The organism is Clostridium sp. N3C (assembly GCF_900095445.1).
In the GTDB taxonomy this organism is placed as follows: Bacteria; Bacillota; Clostridia; order Clostridiales; family Clostridiaceae; genus Clostridium_AU.
The window spans coordinates 95,920-114,130 of sequence record NZ_FMJL01000003.1 but is presented as its reverse complement, the minus strand read 5'-3'; the positions used below and the strand labels follow the sequence as shown (position 1 = coordinate 114,130).

The 18,211-nt window shown below is 32.5% G+C and carries 17 protein-coding genes; 1 reads left to right on the top strand and 16 read right to left on the bottom strand.

The annotated features are described in order from the left end of the window. Positions 1-24 precede the first annotated feature (24 nt). From N3C_RS02260 to N3C_RS02245, 4 genes are all read right to left on the bottom strand, one after another. Positions 25-915 (bottom strand): PH domain-containing protein, encoded by an 891-nt coding sequence (locus N3C_RS02260; RefSeq protein WP_074364452.1) that lies wholly within the window; start codon positions 913-915, stop codon positions 25-27. Between the two features lie 107 nt (positions 916-1,022). Continuing rightward, positions 1,023-2,087: an RNA polymerase sigma factor RpoD gene (rpoD, locus tag N3C_RS02255; protein ID WP_074364451.1), complete on the bottom strand. Its 1,065-nt coding sequence runs from the start codon at positions 2,085-2,087 to the stop codon at positions 1,023-1,025. A gap of 22 nt (positions 2,088-2,109) precedes the next feature. Beyond that, the gene (gene dnaG / locus N3C_RS02250) at positions 2,110-3,897 is read right to left on the bottom strand and encodes a DNA primase (protein WP_441294405.1); all 1,788 of its coding nucleotides are present in this window, start codon (positions 3,895-3,897) and stop codon (positions 2,110-2,112) included. A 210-nt stretch (positions 3,898-4,107) separates the two neighbouring features. Next, complete coding sequence (locus tag N3C_RS02245) at positions 4,108-5,136, bottom strand: deoxyguanosinetriphosphate triphosphohydrolase (RefSeq protein ID WP_074364449.1); 1,029 nt, start codon at positions 5,134-5,136, stop codon at positions 4,108-4,110. 231 nt (positions 5,137-5,367) lie between these two features. On the opposite strand from N3C_RS02245, the gene N3C_RS02240 reads away from it, so the two are divergent. Next, on the top strand, positions 5,368-6,435 hold the full coding sequence (locus N3C_RS02240; RefSeq protein WP_074364448.1) for a CotS family spore coat protein: 1,068 nt from the start codon (positions 5,368-5,370) through the stop codon (positions 6,433-6,435). An 83-nt stretch (positions 6,436-6,518) separates the two neighbouring features. On the opposite strand, the gene ppdK is transcribed toward N3C_RS02240, so the two are convergent. The 12 genes from ppdK to N3C_RS02180 all read right to left on the bottom strand — a co-directional run bounded on the left by ppdK (position 6,519) and on the right by N3C_RS02180 (position 18,034). Then, positions 6,519-9,155 carry a pyruvate, phosphate dikinase gene (gene ppdK, locus N3C_RS02235; protein ID WP_074364447.1) on the bottom strand — a complete coding sequence of 879 codons (2,637 nt, stop codon included), beginning with the start codon at positions 9,153-9,155 and terminating at the stop codon, positions 6,519-6,521. 74 nt (positions 9,156-9,229) lie between these two features. Beyond that, positions 9,230-9,871: a transcriptional regulator CcpN gene (locus tag N3C_RS02230; RefSeq protein ID WP_074364446.1), complete on the bottom strand. Its 642-nt coding sequence runs from the start codon at positions 9,869-9,871 to the stop codon at positions 9,230-9,232. 180 nt (positions 9,872-10,051) lie between these two features. Next, positions 10,052-10,699, bottom strand: a complete 648-nt coding sequence (locus tag N3C_RS02225; protein ID WP_074364445.1) for a DUF4342 domain-containing protein — start codon at positions 10,697-10,699, stop codon at positions 10,052-10,054. Then, on the bottom strand, positions 10,680-11,447 hold the full coding sequence (recO, locus tag N3C_RS02220) for a DNA repair protein RecO (RefSeq protein ID WP_074364444.1): 768 nt from the start codon (positions 11,445-11,447) through the stop codon (positions 10,680-10,682). Before recO ends, N3C_RS02225 begins: the two co-directional genes overlap by 20 nt. Positions 11,448-11,483: 36 nt before the next feature. Continuing rightward, positions 11,484-12,374, bottom strand: a complete 891-nt coding sequence (era, locus tag N3C_RS02215) for a GTPase Era (protein WP_074364443.1) — start codon at positions 12,372-12,374, stop codon at positions 11,484-11,486. After that, positions 12,374-12,787 (bottom strand): cytidine deaminase, encoded by a 414-nt coding sequence (locus N3C_RS02210; protein WP_074364442.1) that lies wholly within the window; start codon positions 12,785-12,787, stop codon positions 12,374-12,376. The genes era and N3C_RS02210 overlap by 1 nt, the downstream gene beginning before the upstream one ends. Before the next feature lie 60 nt (positions 12,788-12,847). Continuing rightward, positions 12,848-13,546 carry a diacylglycerol kinase gene (locus tag N3C_RS02205; protein WP_074364441.1) on the bottom strand — a complete coding sequence of 233 codons (699 nt, stop codon included), beginning with the start codon at positions 13,544-13,546 and terminating at the stop codon, positions 12,848-12,850. 16 nt (positions 13,547-13,562) lie between these two features. Continuing rightward, complete coding sequence (gene ybeY / locus N3C_RS02200) at positions 13,563-14,066, bottom strand: rRNA maturation RNase YbeY (RefSeq protein ID WP_074364440.1); 504 nt, start codon at positions 14,064-14,066, stop codon at positions 13,563-13,565. Then, positions 14,053-16,146, bottom strand: coding sequence for an HD family phosphohydrolase (locus N3C_RS02195; RefSeq protein WP_074364439.1), 2,094 nt, complete (start codon positions 16,144-16,146; stop codon positions 14,053-14,055). Before N3C_RS02195 ends, ybeY begins: the two co-directional genes overlap by 14 nt. 26 nt (positions 16,147-16,172) lie before the next feature. Continuing rightward, complete coding sequence (gene yqfD, locus N3C_RS02190) at positions 16,173-17,309, bottom strand: sporulation protein YqfD (protein WP_074364438.1); 1,137 nt, start codon at positions 17,307-17,309, stop codon at positions 16,173-16,175. Continuing rightward, positions 17,306-17,593, bottom strand: a complete 288-nt coding sequence (gene yqfC, locus N3C_RS02185; protein WP_074364437.1) for a sporulation protein YqfC — start codon at positions 17,591-17,593, stop codon at positions 17,306-17,308. The genes yqfD and yqfC overlap by 4 nt, the downstream gene beginning before the upstream one ends. 111 nt (positions 17,594-17,704) lie before the next feature. After that, positions 17,705-18,034, bottom strand: a complete 330-nt coding sequence (locus N3C_RS02180) for a hypothetical protein (RefSeq protein WP_074364436.1) — start codon at positions 18,032-18,034, stop codon at positions 17,705-17,707. Between the last annotated feature and the right edge of the window lie 177 nt (positions 18,035-18,211).

The following is an 18,211-nucleotide window of genomic DNA, read 5'->3' as shown; positions in this document are numbered from 1 at the left end:
CTATTATTTAAAAAAGCTTTTAATCTATATATTTCCAAACCTGCTTAATATTCTAATTTGAATCACAAAAAATACCATAACAATAATTAAACTTATGTATATATACCTATAAGCGGTCTTTCTATCATATTTTGCACAGAAGTATGCAGCGTAATACATGCAGAATAATATCACCATGTTCATTACTCCATAGGCCATCTGCTTAAATACGAATTCCTTAACCGTTCCGTATTCTATAGGAATAAAAGCAGCATCAAAGGATAAGGGCATACTTACTGGTAAACTTCCTCTAAGATATAAAATGGCAGGTATAACTATCATTAAAACAATAATGAGAGCAACCATAGATAGGAGTATAAGGAACTTTTTATCCTTATGTAATTCCACCTTTGAATCTTCATTATATTCATCTATATAATTTGGAATGTTGCAATTTATTAAAGCTTCTTCGATAGGTTCAATTTGCTCTGGTGAAATAGCATAACACATTTTACTGGTTTTAAAAAACATAGTGCTTTTTTGGCAAGATACAAACATTCGCACTATACCAATCTTGTCTATAATATCCCTACCGTAAGAAAACTTACTATTTCCCATACCAGCTAGCTTTATTCCATGTATAGGCTCCTTAGATATCATATAGCCTTCTATATCTTTAAAATCCACATCAACTTTTTTCAAATTCCAAAAAGATTTAATAATAATGTGATTATCAATCAAGGTATATTTCATGGTCAAGTCTAAGAAAAAATAGTATAAGAAATACAAATCTACTATTACCAAAGTTACTAGCAAAATCGTACTCAATAAGTATGTATTCACAAAGAAAAATAGCAGACCTATTATTACATTTGTAATTAAAGCAATAGAAAACATATATAATGTAGCTATACCTCTTATGGGCTTAATATCCATATCTATATCACCCCTGTATATTCATTATAGCATAGGTTAACTACTTTAGAAACTCCAAAATGCTAACTCAATGAGTTAGCATTTTTATTGAAAGGTACTTTGAAATTTTAATCAAGATAGTCTTTTAATTTTTTACTTCTACTTGGGTGTCTAAGTTTTCTTAGTGCTTTAGCTTCTATCTGTCTTATTCTTTCTCTTGTTACATTAAACTCTTTACCTACTTCTTCGAGAGTTCTTGCTCTTCCATCATCTAAACCAAATCTTAATCTAAGTACTTTTTCTTCTCTAGGAGTAAGTGTATCTAGTACATTTATCAACTGCTCCTTTAACATTGTAAAAGCTGCAGCCTCTGCAGGAGCTGGAGCTTCATCATCCGGAATAAAGTCGCCCAAATGACTATCTTCTTCTTCTCCTATTGGAGTTTCTAAGGAAACTGGCTCTTGAGCAATTTTCATAATTTCTCGCACTTTGTCTACAGGCATTTCCATAATCTGCGCAATTTCTTCTGGCAGAGGTTCTCTACCTAATTCCTGTAACAATTGTCTTGAAACTCTAATAAGTTTATTTATAGTTTCAACCATATGCACTGGTATTCTAATAGTTCTAGCCTGATCAGCAATTGCTCTAGTTATTGCCTGTCTTATCCACCATGTAGCATAAGTACTAAACTTAAAGCCTTTTCTAAAATCAAACTTCTCTACTGCTTTTATTAATCCTAAATTTCCTTCTTGGATTAAATCCAAAAATAACATGCCTCTACCTACATAACGCTTAGCTATGCTTACAACCAATCTAAGATTAGCTTCTGCTAACTTCTTCTTAGCAGCTACATCTCCCTGTTCAATCCTAATAGCTAATTCTATTTCCTCTTCTGATGTTAACAAAGGTACCTTACCTATTTCTTTTAAATACATTCTTACGGGATCATCTATGGCTATACCTTCTGGTATGGATAAATCAAGATCCTCCTCGGTTACTTCCATGTCTCCCATATCCCCTATAACGTCTATCCCCATGGATTCTAAAACTTCATATATTTTTTCAATTTGTTCAGGGCTTAATTCAATCTCATCTAATTCATCCATGATTTCTTTATAAGTTAGTGAGCCATTCTTTTTTCCTTTATCAATAAGTTTCTTAACGATAGCCATTTTAGCATCTTTGTCTTTCATATTGTAACCTCCTTCCGCAGAACTACGACTTTTCCATTTTTCTTTTGATTTCTATTAGTTCCTGTGCCAGTTTTAAGGATTCTTCTATCATGCCCTTAGCTTCGCACTCTCTAATTTTTTCAATAATTTGCTTTTTTGAGTTTTCAAGTTGATATCTTTTAATTTCATCAATGTAATCTATAATAAGTTGCTTATTTTCATAATCATCTTCTATTAGTTCTAAATCACTTATTTCAACCCATTCCTTAGAACTTTCAGCATCATCGCATCTATCTTCTACATATTTATTAAGATCAGTTACTTCATTGTTTTTACCTTCTACTATTAAATCAAATATTTTTTTATGACCCTCCATTATAAACATATCTTTACTTAAATTCTCAATTATATACTTACAACATTCATCATTAATGCTCATCAATTTTAACAAATTTCTCTCCGCCTTGATATGAGCCGGTTCCACATATAATTTTTGTCCAAAAGATGGTATAGTATTCATACTATTAGCTTCATCGGAACCGTTATTTAATTGTCCTTTAAGCAAATCATAAATAGCCTGTTCTTTAATTCCTGTATCCTGAGAAATCTTTTTTATATAAACATCTTTTTCCACAGGATTCAATTCCGCTAATACATCTGTCACTTTTTTAATATACTTGATTACTTCCTCACTATCGTTAAAATTAACTCCCTCTGCTGCCTTTTTAATTTTGTAATCAAGCAAGGGCAAAGCATTGTCAATTAGCCTTAAAAAGGCTTCCTTTCCATTGGCTCGTATAAATTCATCAGGATCTTTTCCAGAAGGTATCGTTAATATCCTAACATCAAGCCCTTCCTTTCTTAAAACTTCCATTCCCCTAATAGTGGCAGCCTGGCCAGCACCATCTGCATCATAAGACATAATAATCTTATCTGCGTATCTTCTTAAAAGCTTTGCTTGCCTTTCAGTTAGTGCCGTTCCTAAGGATGCTACAACGTTGGTTATACCATATTGGTGCAGAGAAATACAGTCCATATATCCCTCCACGATAATAAAAGTTCTATCTTTGTTATTCTTTAATGCAAAATTAAGTCCATATAGATTTACGCCTTTTTGAAATATTAAGCTTTCAGGAGAATTAAGATATTTGGGCTTAGAATCATCCAGCACTCTTCCTCCAAAGCCTATAACCCTACCACTATAATCAAAAACTGGAAATATAACTCTATTTCTAAACCTATCATACATATTTCCCTTTTCGCTTTTAATTATGAGTCCTAGGTTTAACATATCAAGTTCAGTATAACCTTTTGCCTTAAGCGCATTATGCAAGCTATGCCAAGAATCTGGTGCAAATCCTAATCCAAATCTTTTCATAGTACTTACAGAGATACCCCTAGCCCTAAAATATTCTTGAGCCTTTTTACTCTTCACCAAATTGCTATAGAAGAATCTTGCTGCTTCTACATTTAGCTTGTAGAGCCTATTTTTTTCTTGTTCAAAAGCTCTTGTTTTGTCATCATCATACTCAATAGCTATATTTGCTCTGTCAGCCAAATATTTTACTGCTTCTATAAAGTCCATATTTCTATACTTCATTAAAAAGGTAAAGACATTACCGGTTTCACCACAACCAAAACACTTATAAATTTGTTTATCTGGCGAAACACTAAAAGAAGGGGTTTTTTCTTTATGAAAAGGACATAGCCCCATATAGTTTCTGCCACTTCTTTTAAGTCTTACAACTTCTGAAACTATATCGACCACATCATTTTCATTTTTAACTTTTTGGATTATTTCATCAGGTATCCTCAATGAAACCTTTCCCACCTATCTATTAAAATTAGGAACTAACCCACAAGTTTTATTATATTCGACACAAAAAGCTAGATTCCTTCTTTATAAATTATTTTTTATATTTCATAATTTCTGTTCGATTAATATTAATAAATAAAACCACATTGTATTATATTATTGCCATCAAATAATATCACTCAGATTATATCTTTCCCTCTAAATACTATAAAATATTCCTAATTTTTAGTATATAACTAATTTAGGAACATAAATATCGTTAAATAAGTACAGACAATAGTCATCACTCATTCCTGAAATATAATCTGCCACTCCTTGATGTAAGCCTTCTTCCTTGACAATTTTCTTATAAAAATCCGGCAACTTTTCAGGGTTTTTGTAAAAAAATTGAAATACTTGAGATAGAACAAATTTAGCTTTGTCTCTCTCTACCTTTAATGTGTGCCCCTTGTATATATTTTCGAATAAAAAACTTCTCAATGCTATGAATTCTTTTTCAATGTTATTACTAAGACCTACCTCAAAAATACCTTTCTCTATATTTTTTAGGGTGGTATAAATGCAATCTTTTACTAGGGTATCAATTCTTTTGCTGTGGGTATCTCCAAGTGTATTTATAATACTTGCTGGCAAGTCTTCTATTTTTAGCAGTCCTGCTCTTATGGAATCATCTATATCATGATTTACATATGCAATCTTATCGCTATACTTAACCACTTGCCCCTCTAAGGTGTAAGCCTTTTTACCTTTGCCGGAAAAGCCGCTATGATATAAAATTCCATCTAAAACCTCTGGTGTAAGATTTAACCCCAATCCACTGCCTTCCAGCTTTTTTAATACCCTTACACTGTTTTCATTATGTTTAAATCCATTGGGCAACAAGCTGTCAAGTACTTCTTCGCCATTATGAGCAAAGGCAACATGTCCAATATCATGACCTAGAGCTATAGCTTCTATAAGATCTTCATTTAATCCAATAGCTCTTCCTATAGTTTTCGCAATTTGTGCTACTTCTAAAGTGTGGGTAAGCCTAGTTCGATAATGGTCTCCCCAAGTTTTTATATAAACTTGAGTTTTATGCTTCAGACGCCTAAAGGATTTACTATGAATTATTCTATCTCTATCCACCATATAGTCAGTTCTAACTTCATCTTTTTCTTCTTCCCGTTCTCTAGGCCCCGCATTGCAAGAAAGTTGAGCAACCTTGCAACAAGATAATTTTTCAGCTTGTTCAATCCTCTCCCTTATGCTCATTAAACCACCTCAATTGAATATTCGCTAAAAAGGCTAAAAGTCCTCTTTTTTTTACATCAAAACTATTAACAACTTTATTTGTTAAAACCATTAATAATAACTATTATTCCTCTTTTGCATATATGAAATTTTCTATTAATAAGGACTTTTAATATTTTTCCACAAGATTATGTATATTACCATGAAAGCCATAATATCTTAATAATATAATCCTTTATAGGAGGTTTTTCTATGCCTAATGAAGCTCATTCATACAACTATAGCGACTTTTCTGAAGGCACTTTAAAAAGCCAAGTACTTACTCATTATGGCCTTCAAAGGGCTGAAATAGAGCAAATTAAGTTTAAAGATTCCATAAGACAACGAGCTGTATTTAAGGTTATGCATCTTAATGAAATCTACTGCCTAAAAAAAGTATATTTGAGCAAAGAAGAATTACTTTTTGTATATTCAGCTATAGAATGGCTTTATAGAAATGGTATAAATGTTCCAAGACTACTTCCTACAAAATCTAATAGTAGATTTGTAGAGTTCAATGGAATGCTATTTATTCTTACCCCTTGGATTGAAGGGACAAAATGCAGCTACGACATCCCAAATAATATATTTGACTCTATTTCATTATTAGCAGACATCCATAACAGTACAGAAAATTTCATACCTATTGAAGGAAGTGCCCCTAGAAAAGCTTGTGATAATTTAGGTATATCTATTCAAAAACACTTTAATCAATTACTTAACTGTTCCAACTTAGCCTTTAAGTACAAGGACCGTTTTTCGAAAACCTTTTTAAACAGCTTTGATAATAATTTATTACTTTCTAAGTTAGCAGTAAAGCTTTCATCTACTATAAATCAGAAAGACATGTATACTTGTTTATGTCATTTAGATTATGTTAATAAGAATATTATCTTCGATAGGGAAAATAAGATTTGGATTATAGATTTTGATAAATGCAAAGTTGATTATGCTATTCATGATATATCCTATTTCTTAAGAAGAATACTAAAAAGAGACAATACTAAATGGAATTTAGATCTTGCTATTAAAAGTTTAGAAATTTACGAAAGTAAAAGACCTCTTTGCATAGATGAATACAAGTACCTTCTTTCCTATCTTGCCTTTCCCCAAAAATATTGGAAAATTTCTAGAGATTATTATAACAATATAAAAAAGTGTAATAAGAAGGCCTTCCAAACTTTAATAAATAAAACCGTTGAAAAAACAGAATATCAGGTGCAATTTATAAGAGACTTTCAACAATACATAGAAAGTAAATTTCACACTAAACTACTATAGCTAATATGAGATTTGAGATTTGTAAATTTATAATCATATAAAAAGAGACTAAAGCCTTAGCTCTAGTCTCTAAATTGTTTAAATTACTTTCTTGGGTTCTTAACCTGTGCTTGTGCAGCAGCAAGTCTAGCAACTGGTACTCTGTATGGTGAGCAGGATACATAGTTTAATCCTACATTGTGGCAGAACTCAACAGATGATGGATCTCCACCGTGCTCTCCACAAATACCAAGCTTGATATCTGGTCTTGTAGACTTACCAAGTTTAGCTGCCATTTCAACTAGCTTACCAACACCAGTCTGGTCAAGCTTAGCAAATGGATCTTGTTCGTATATCTTCTTATCATAGTAGTAGTTCAAGAACTTGCTTGCGTCATCTCTTGAGAATCCGAATGTCATCTGAGTTAAGTCGTTAGTACCGAATGAGAAGAACTCTGCTTCCTTAGCGATTTCATCAGCAGTTACAGCAGCTCTTGGTATTTCGATCATTGTACCAACTTTGTACTCAATCTTCTTACCTTTTTCAGCCATAACAGCTTCAGCAGTATTAACAACTACATCCTTAACAAACTTAAGTTCTTTTACTTCTCCTACAAGAGGAATCATTATTTCAGGTACTACATTGTATTCTGGATGCTTTTCATTAACTGCTAATGCAGCTTCGATAACGGCTCTAGTCTGCATTTCAGCTATTTCTGGATATGATACAGCTAGACGGCATCCTCTGTGACCCATCATTGGGTTGAATTCATGTAATGATTCTACAGTAGCCTTCAAGTCTTCGAAAGTTAATCCCATTTCCTTAGCTAAAGCTGCTATTTCATCATCAGCATGTGGTAAGAATTCATGTAGTGGTGGATCCAAGAATCTGATAGTAACAGGTCTTCCTTCCATTGCCTCATAAAGACCGATAAAGTCTTCTCTCTGCATTGGAAGTAACTTAGCAAGAGCCTTTCTTCTTTGCTCTTCGTTCTTAGCAGCTATCATTTCTCTAACTGCTGGTATTCTGTCTTCAGCAAAGAACATATGCTCAGTTCTGCAAAGACCGATACCTTCTGCTCCAAACTTAACAGCAGTCTGTGCATCATGTGGTGTATCAGCATTTGTTCTAACCTTTAATGCTCTTATTTCATCAGCCCAAGCCATGAATGTTCCGAAGTATCCGGAGATTTCTGGCTCAACTGTAGCAATAGCTTCTCCATAAACATTTCCTGTAGTTCCATCTATAGAGATCCAATCATTTTCAGTGTATTTCTTTCCACCAACTTCAATGTATCTTTCTTCTTCGTTAACCTTTATGTCACCGCAACCAGCAACGCAGCATGCACCCATACCTCTAGCAACAACTGCAGCGTGAGAAGTCATACCACCTCTTACAGTTAGTATACCTTCAGCAGCAATCATACCTTCGATATCTTCTGGTGAAGTTTCTAATCTTACAAGAACAACCTTTTCACCAGCTTCATGTCTTTCCTTAGCTTCTTGAGCTGTAAATGCTATCTTACCAGCAGCTGCTCCTGGTGAAGCTGGAAGTCCCTTAGCTATAACTGTTGCTTTCTTTAATGCATCAGCATCAAATGTTGGGTGAAGTAATGTATCAAGTTGCTTTGGATCAACCTTTAAAATAGCTTCTTCCTTAGTGATTAGACCTTCTTCAACTAAGTCAACAGCTATCTTTAATGCAGCCTGAGCAGTTCTCTTACCATTTCTAGTCTGTAGGAAGTAAAGTTTACCTTCTTCAATTGTAAACTCCATATCCTGCATGTCTTTGTAGTGTTGTTCAAGCTTATTTACGATAGCCATGAATTCATCGTAAACAGCCTTATTTCTCTTTTCAAGAGTTGAGATATCTTCTGGAGTTCTGATACCAGCAACAACGTCTTCTCCTTGAGCATTCATTAAGTATTCAGCATAGATTTTCTTTTCTCCAGTGGATGGGTTTCTTGAGAAAGCAACACCTGTACCGGAATTTTCTCCCTTATTACCGAATACCATCTGCTGAACGTTAACAGCAGTTCCCCAGTTTGAAGGAATGTCATTTAATCTTCTGTAAACATTAGCTCTTGGGTTATCCCATGATCTAAATACAGCAGTTACAGCTTCTATTAACTGTACCTTAGGATCTGTTGGGAACTCTTCTCCCTTTTCCTTCTTGTATAATTCCTTAAACTGTTTTACTAATACCTTTAAGTCATCAGCAGTTAAGTCTGTATCTAACTTATATCCATTTTCCTCTTTCATTTTATCAAGAAGATCTTCGAATAATCTCTTCTCAACGCCCATAACAACGTCTGCAAACATTTGGATGAATCTTCTGTATGAGTCATAGGCAAATCTTGGATTGTTAGTTTTAGCAGCTAAAACTTCAACAGTTTCGTCATTTAATCCAAGGTTAAGGATTGTGTCCATCATACCTGGCATAGAAACTCTAGCACCAGATCTAACGGATACTAATAGTGGATCGTTAGTTCCACCAAATTCCTTTCCAGTGATTTTTTCTAGTTCTGCCATAGCAGCATAGATCTGATTTACAACTTCATCAGATATCTTCTTACCATCATCATAATACTTGTTACAAGCTTCTGTTGTAACTGTAAAACCTTGTGGAACTGGTATACCTAATTTTGTCATACCAGCAAGATTAGCACCTTTTCCGCCTAAAAGTTCCTTTTGATCTTCGGAACCTTCACTAAAAAGGTAAACATACTTCTTGTTTTCCATTATAACACTCCTCCGATATGTAATAATCTATATACTAACGGGACGTGTTTAGTCCCGGTTAGCTCAAACTTAACCTACTTATTTTGTCCCAGTGTCACAAATAATTTTGTTATATTGGTTTTTGATACTTTACCAACCACTTTATAGGTTTCTTTTGTACCATCAAACTCCCTTTTCACTACTGGTAAGCTATCTACTTCCCGATCAATAATTCGTTGTGCAGCTAAATAGGCACTATCTTCTTCTTCAATAAAGACTATATTAGGCATCCTTGTCATTATTATACCTACAGGAACTTTATGAATATCTGTATTTCCTATTGCTATTTTAAGAAAATCCTTTCTTGAAACTGCTCCTATAAGTAACCCCTTGTTTACTACAAACAAAGTACCTACATCATTCAAGAATAGATGAACTATAGCATCGTATATGGTAGCTTCTTCGCTTACAGTAACAGCCTTTGACATAATGTCCTTTACTTTTATGTTCATAATACAATCAAGTAAGGGATTCCCCGCTTGCTTTTCAGAATATATGTACCCTACCTTAGGTCTAGCTTCTAATATGCCGCTCATGGTCAAAACTGAAAGGTCTGATCGAAGAGCAGATCTTGTTAATCCTAACATAGTCGCTATAGCTTTGCTAGTAATAGGCCCATTATTCTTAACAATAGTAATTATTTGTTCCTGCCTAGGTGTATAATTAATAACTGGCACCTTCCTTTCAAAAGCCTTAGCCTCATAATTCCAAGAGAAAGTTATAAAAACACTTTCTCTTGGAAAGTTTTGTTAACAATTATCTAATTACTATTCTATTATATCACGTAATTGTGATTAATCTATAGTAATTATTGAATTTTAGGTAATTTAAATTTACCACCTTTAATTATATACAAATTAGTTTTGTTTGTCACTTTCTTCTTCATTGTTCTCTTCAACTTCTTCAAAATCCACAGTATATTTATAGACATTTTCTTCGGAAATATTATCATCCTTGATATTATTACCCTTATTCTTTAATTTCTCCATAATATCATCGGCTACATCGTTAATAACGCCCTTAACTTCTTCTGCTACCCCACCTAGCTTTTCTGAGAGATTTCCAATCTTATCCTTAACATCTCCCACTGTACTCTTTATATACTTATTTACTACTTCAACGGATCCATCCTCTTTAGTAATTTCTACTGTTACTTTGGTTACAACAGCACTAACTACACCTATAGCTAATAGTGGTGCAGATAGTATAGCTGTCAATCCAGTAACGGCTATACCTGCTGTAACCGGTAAATCTACTATAACATTATCATCTTTTTTAATTCTAATTCTAGTAACATTTCCCTTATTAATTATGTCCTTAATCCAATTTATAAATTCTTCTTTTGTTTGATAGAAGGCCCCTTTGTTCTTTTTCTTGTTTTCAATGTAAACCAATGCATCTACTACATCGCCATCGCTGGCTTCTAGAGCTTCTTTTGCTTCTGTATAAGAAACTCCTGTTCTTTCTTTTACTAAGTCTACTTTCTCAAGAGTAATATCGCTCATTATCTTCACTCTCCTTTATAAAATTAAGAATTTGTAGGCTTTTTGGTGCTCTAGAAAAGTTATTAGTAATAAAAATTTTGAGTAATTTTTCTAGTTCTTTTTTTATATCCTTAGGTATTGTTAATCTATATATATTTTCAATTGAAATGTTATTTAACACCTTTAAAACCTTATAGGCAGGTTTACTTATTTTAAAGCTCATGTCTTTAGGACATTCATAACAAACTCCACCATGATATTGTAAGCTGATATATTCACTTTGCTCTATCTTCTTCCTACATATGCTACAATTATCTAAATTTATTCCATATCCTGTAGCTTTTAATACATTTAATTCATAAACTCTAAGCAAAGTATCTATATCCACCGCTTGGGTATTAAGTAAGTACAAGGTGCTCACAAGAATTTTAAATAAGTAACTATTGCTTTCCTCATCTACAGTTGAAATATCTATTAGCTCACACAAATAAGAAGCGTAGGTTAAAAGATCTAAATCCTTCAAAAAACCTTGAAAAGATTCAATAATCTTTCCTTCAGTTAACACATACATACTTTTACCTTTGTATAAATTATACTCACCAAAACAAAAAGGTAGGGTAATAGAAAATAATTTACTTTTACTTTTTTTAGCCTCTTTTGCAATAGCAGATATCTTTCCAAGCTTATCAGAGTAAAGCCACACTATTTTATCATTTTCCTTATAATCAAGTTCCTTTAATACAACTGCTTTGCAACTAAATACCGACAGAAAATCATCCCCTAGTTAATCATTAAATGTAAAATTCTATTTCTTTAGATTATATCCTAAATCCTTTAAATATGCGGGATTATCTCTCCACTCTTTTCTAACTTTTACCCATATATTTAAGTTGACCTTTCTTCCTAAAAGCTTTTCTATATCTGCCTTTGCAGTCTTCTTTATTTTTGCAAGCATTTTTCCTTCTTTTCCAATGATAATGCCTTTATGAGAATCCTTCTCACAAAGCATATTCACCTCTATATTAATTTTGTTGTTTTCGTCCTTTTTAAAAGAAATTATCTCCACTGCAATGCCGTGAGGTACTTCCTCGCTCAAAGATCTTAAAGCCTTTTCTCTTATAATTTCAGAAATAATAAATCTTTCTTGCACATCTGCTACCATATCTTCAGGATAATACATTGGTCCCTCTGGTAGATTATCTACAATAAGATTAATTAGAGTATCCACATTTTTACCCTTCAATGCAGATATTGGTATAAACTCTTTAAAGTCAAAATAATCACCATAAGTTTGTAAAGTTTTAGCTACCCTTTCTGGGGTATTTTCATCTATTTTATTCAATACTAAGAAGACAGGTTTATTAATTCCTCTCAATTCTTCAAGAATCATAGAGTCCCCTTTTCCAATTTCAACATCGGGAGTGGTCAAAAACAGTATGAGATCTACATTTTTTAGTGACTCCTTAGCACTTTTAACCATAACCTCTCCAAGCTTATGTCGTGGTTTATGCAAACCAGGAGTATCCACAAAGATAATTTGATAATTTTCTTTAGTTAATATGGTATGTATATTATTTCTAGTAGTTTGAGGTTTATTAGAAACAATAACTAATTTTTCCCCCATTATCTTGTTTATTAAAGTAGACTTACCAACATTGGGCCTGCCTATAATTGTTACGTATCCTGATTTAAACATTAGTCTCTCTTCTCCTTATCCAGATCCCTTTTAGTAAAGGCTCCCGGTAAAATTTCTTTTAGTTTTACTATTATATATTCTTTTTCATTTTTCGCCAATATTATATCTATATTTTCATCTAATGCAAACTCCACAATAACTTGCCTACATATACCGCAAGGATAGGTAAAACTATTTAAATCTCCTACTATAGCCACAGCGGTAACAGTTTTACTTCCTTCAGATACCGCTTTAAATATAGCAGTTCTTTCAGCGCAATTTGTAGCACCATAGGAGGCATTTTCAATATTACAACCGGTGTAAATTTTACCATCCTGTGTTAAAACTGCAGCTCCTACATAAAAATTTGAATAAGGCGCATATGCTCTATTTCTAGCTTCTATAGCTTCTTTTATCAGTCTTTCGTAATCCATATAAACACCTCGTTGTTTAAATTATAGCACTAAATGAAATCTTTGCAACTTCTTATGAAACTAAGTAAATATCCTGAATATAAACAAAGTTAGTAGTGTTCCAAATAAAGCTCCTACTGTAACTTCCAGTATAGAATGAGTTTCTGAATCAACCCTGCTTTGTGCTACTATAAAGGCTAATAAGTAACTCAACATTATACATAATGGTTCCTCAGTAATCAAAGCAATAATAGTAGCTATAGAGAAAGAAATTGTGCTGTGTCCACTCGGCATACCACCTCGAAGAGGCGTTCCTTCTCCATAGATAGCCTTTACAACTATAGTAGCAATACACACTATTACTAATACTAATAAAATCATATAAGGATTAGACTGCTTTATTTTATTAATAACCACAAAAGTTATAACTGTAAGTTTATCCCAAAAGATTATATATCCTACGATAACTGCATTTATAGCTGTGACTAACACTGCCCCTGCAGCAGTATTTTTTGCAATCTTTGCTAATGGATGATAATAATTGGTGGTGGCATCTATGGCACTTTCTATTGCTGTATTTATTAGTTCCGCTGCAATTACCATAGTTATAGTAATAGCTATAATTAGCAATTCCATTTTGTTAAGATCATAAAAGAAACAAGCAGTCAATACGCACAAGGCCACAGCCATATGTATCCTCATATTTCTTTGTGTCCTTACTGCATATATTATTCCCTCAATGGCATAATTAAAACTATCTACAAGCTTTTTAATCTTCATAGCAACTCCTCATACATCAATCTCTATAAATATTAAACCTAGATAATATATATTCTTCTCTTTCTCTCATTCGCATCTTATCCTCTTCTTTTATATGATCATAACCTAAAAGGTGCAAAACAGAATGTATAACTAAATAGGAAATCTCCCTTTTAAATGAATGCCCATACTCAACACTTTGCTCCATTGCCCTTTCCAAAGAAAGAACGATATCACCTAGAACTAGCTCTCCATCATCCAACATACTTTCATGAAAGTTATTACTTCCATATATTTCTTTAAAAACCTTTCCCTCTGGATAATCTAAAAGCGGGAAAGACAATACATCCGTAACCTTATCTATTTTTCTATGTTTGCCATTAATGTCTTTAATTTCATCATTATTCACCAACAAGACACTAACCTGATAAGGATGATTTAATCCTTCTTCTCGTAAGGCAAAATCTATAACTTCTTTAAGGTTAATTTCTTCTTCCTCACTCCAATTAATTTTATTTTGCATGTTTTCAACGTATATCATTCTTGTCCTCCTCAGTTTTCAACATTCGTTTGTCTTCAGGGTATTCTATTCTTTGATGATACATACCGGTTAATGTTTTTAGAAAGACTTTCTTAATTTTTTCTAAATCTAAAAAGGTTAAATCGCAACCATTTAACTGTCCATCATTAAGCTTATCTTTAAAAATTTTATCAACCATATCCTTAACCCCTTCGCTAGAAAAATCCTTTAAGGATCTAACCGCTGCTTCGGTGCTGTCTGCTAACATTATGATAGCTGCTTCTTTGGATCTAGGGATTGGACCTGGGTATCTGAAATCCTCCTCTTTTATATCCTCTATATTTTCAGCTACATTTTTTGCAGTAATATAAAAATACTTAACCAGTGTATTTCCATGATGCTGCTCAATAATTTCTTGTATGCTAAGAGGTAGTTTATATTCCTTAGCCAGCTGCAATCCATCTTTAACGTGAGAAGTAATAATTAATGCACTTAAGTTTGCGGCTATTTTATCATGCGGATTTTCCGTCCCCATTTGATTTTCTTTAAAAAAGTATGGTCGCTTCATTTTGCCTATATCATGATAGTAAGCGCCTACTCTTGCTAAGGTAGAATTGGCTCCTACTTCCTCCGCCGCAACTTCTGCTAAATTTGCTACTAGTATACTATGATAATAGGTTCCTGGTGCTTCTACTAATAGTCTTCTTAATAAAGGCTGATTAGGATTTGCCAATTCTAAGAGCTTCATATCCGTTACAATATTAAAGGTAACTTCAAAGAAAGGCAAGAGTCCCACTGTCAAAACTACAGAGGTTAAGCTACCTACCGCTGCAAAACCACCTCTCTTTAATACTTCAACAAAATTATTACTTAATATAGATCCTATACTCAAGGTGCATATGACATTAACTACTAATATAAGTATAGTTGAATAAAAAATATTGTTCCTGTTTTGCACCTTCTTTAAAACTATAGCTCCTAAAACAGTATTAACTATAGCTAATATAATGGCTTCTACATTAAAGCCCAAGCTACAACTCAGTAATATTATATTTAAAGCATTTATTACTAGTGACACTTTATAGTTTACAAGTAGCGTCATTAAAAGCGGCCATGCAGTGAAAGGAATTAAAAATGGTGATGCTATACCAATTATTCTTGCTAAAATTAGAGAAAAGCAATTCAACCCATTTATTAATATTAAAATCTTATTTTCTCTATATATGGAATTAGAAAAACGATATATATAGTACCACTGCAATATCATTACGCTAAAAATAAGTACACTTAAGCTTAAATACAAACGCCATTGGATTAATGAATTATTGTTTAACAACCCTAATTCCTTTAAAACTTCTATTTGATTTTCTGTAACGGGCTCTCCATACTTAACTATCAGCTGATCTTTTTTTATTATCACCGGCTCAACATTTTTTAAAGCTTCACTCACTAGTTTTTCTGTTGCTTCTTCATCTATATAGAAATTTGGTTTAATAAAATTGTCACTTTCAACTATAGCTTTACCCAAGTTCTTCAAAGACTGTGATAAATTCGAATTATCCAACTTGTTTAATACATCATTAATAGCACTTTTTAACTCTTCATCCTTACTTTCTATATTACTATAGTCATAAACCTCACTTATGGCTGAAACTAAAGCACTTTGTAATTCTTTTTGCTTATCATCAGTAAGTTCTAATAATTCAATGTATAATTCATTAGGTAAATCTATATTGGTTTTATTTTTCAATTCATTAATTTTAGAATTATTATCAATGGTAGCTGATTGTAGCCCCTTAAGAGTTGTAAAAAGCAAATTTATATTTTCTGTGATTTTGTTTTTAACTTCATTATCCTTAGTATACTGTGGATTAATACTTTTTTTAATCTGTTCATACTTCTCTTCTGTAGCTATTTTATCTTGAACTTCTCTAGGTGCCTTAATATCTGCTTTAGCAATATCCCCAGCTTCTAAGGTATACTTAGGCGAAATTAAAGAGGTTATTAATGTGACAAACAGTACTATAAAAGTTAATATAAAAATAGTTATTTTATTTATGAAATTTAGTTTATCTCTTTTCTTCTTTTTTCTTACCTTCACCTTTTCACCTTCTCTTGCTTTTTAATTTATTCAACACTTTGCTCCTTTGCTATATCCATTTCCACCACAAAAACCATCCTAAGCTTTAAATATTCTTCATTCACTTCCTTATCCACTGTTTTATCTATAAGTTTAGCAGACTTATCAAAGGATTCCATAGTTTTTTTAAGAAATTCTTCGGAAGTTTTATCCGCAAGCTCTTGAGGATCTAAATTAAAGTAGATAGTTTTTATTTCATTATAAATTTCATATTTTATATGTCCCTTATCATCTAATATTCTATCATAGTTGGTAAATTTATTTAAACTCTTTTTAAGATAAATTTTTTTCCCTAAAACTTCTATGTATGCATTTTTAATTGTATTACCTGTCGGTTCTGAACGTTGACCACTAATTTGCATTTCTTTCTCATACTCATGAAAGGTCTTAGCAATCACTTTCCCCTCTGCATGTACTGGATAGGTAGCTCCCTCTTTACCTTGTTCTCCCTTAATAAGTACTTGTCCTTTCTTAACTATGTCTCCTGGTTCCACCACAGGTGTTCCAGCCGTTGAAAATATTTCTATAACTTGTCCGTCCATTGCGGCAACTATATCACCGCTTTCCTTAGCTTCCTCAATCTGTGGAGGTTCCACACGTTCTCCCACCGCTATTTTCAATGTTGCCCCCTCAATTCTAGCTCTAAAATACATTATATTATCACTATCTTTTAACATTTTATCCTCTAAAGCCTTAACATCAATCTTACTTTTTAAAATACCAGGTTTTATGCCATAACTATACAACTTCTGACGGATTTCATAGGGGCTTAAATACTTATCTGATTCTATTTCTATAGACCATATAAAAGTAGAAAGAAAGAGCATAACAGCTACAAAAAAAACACAGCCCCCTATTAGGGATAAGTGCCTTTTTACTAGTAATAAATAAAAAAGTACGCCTTTTCTTCCTAAAACAGTCACTCTAGCATCTGTTTTACTGCACAACTCCTTGATTTTATTATAATCCTTCCAATCAATGTCCATAATAATTGTGCTTATATCTATTCTAGTTATATTTCTTACTTTAATATCACTTTTCCAAAATAGGTTTATAATCCTTTCAGGAGCAATTGCTTGAATCTTAATTTTTACAACACCACTAGCATACTTTCCTAAACTCATAGCATATCCCTCTCATAATTGATTGTTTTAAATTTGCCACTTATGGTTATAGTGCTTCCACCTAAAAATAAGATCTCAAATTCCTCTCCTAAAATGGATATTAAACCTACATTTGAATTTATTCTTACTTCCTTATCACCAAAAAAAACTATCCCCTTATGATTTTCTATTGTAATTTCATTATTTCCTGTAACGCTTATCTTAGGTATATTCAACATTACATCTCTAGGCAAATCCAATTGGTTTGCAAGACTTTCCTTAGCCTTATTTATTTTGTCCTCCACAATTTCACCTCAAAAAATACTTTCATACTAATTTATGAATTATGGATAAAATAAATGACTATACAGTAAATTTAGGCATTATATATAATTATCATGGATAAGAGTTGAGATTTATATTAACCCAAAACTCGTTATGAAAATCCATAATAACATGAAAATTCCATAAACTCTAACAAGCCACACAGATTTTTTCACACCAAAACGCTTTACCGATTCAGGGTTAGCAAGTGGAAATATACACAATGTCACAAAGACTCCTGCTGAGGCTGCAATTAAAACAACCTTCCCTAGTTCCTTATGAATAGCTGTTAATATTAGGCCAAGAAAAATCATAATTACCATTGATATAACAGATATTAGGGCTGGTTTCTTTACTCTACTTACACTTTTCTCAAATTCAGCATAGTTGTTCTTGCATTGCTCATTACAGAAACTTTTCATATTATAGTAATTTCTTTCATTACTTATTACTTTACTACAATATAAACATCTCTTCTTATCTCATATATCAAACCACCTTCAAATAATATTTTATACTTATATAAAAGTTATAATTTACTATATTATATATACTTTTTATTATTTATCAAGGAACACAGGAAAATATTGCTATAATTC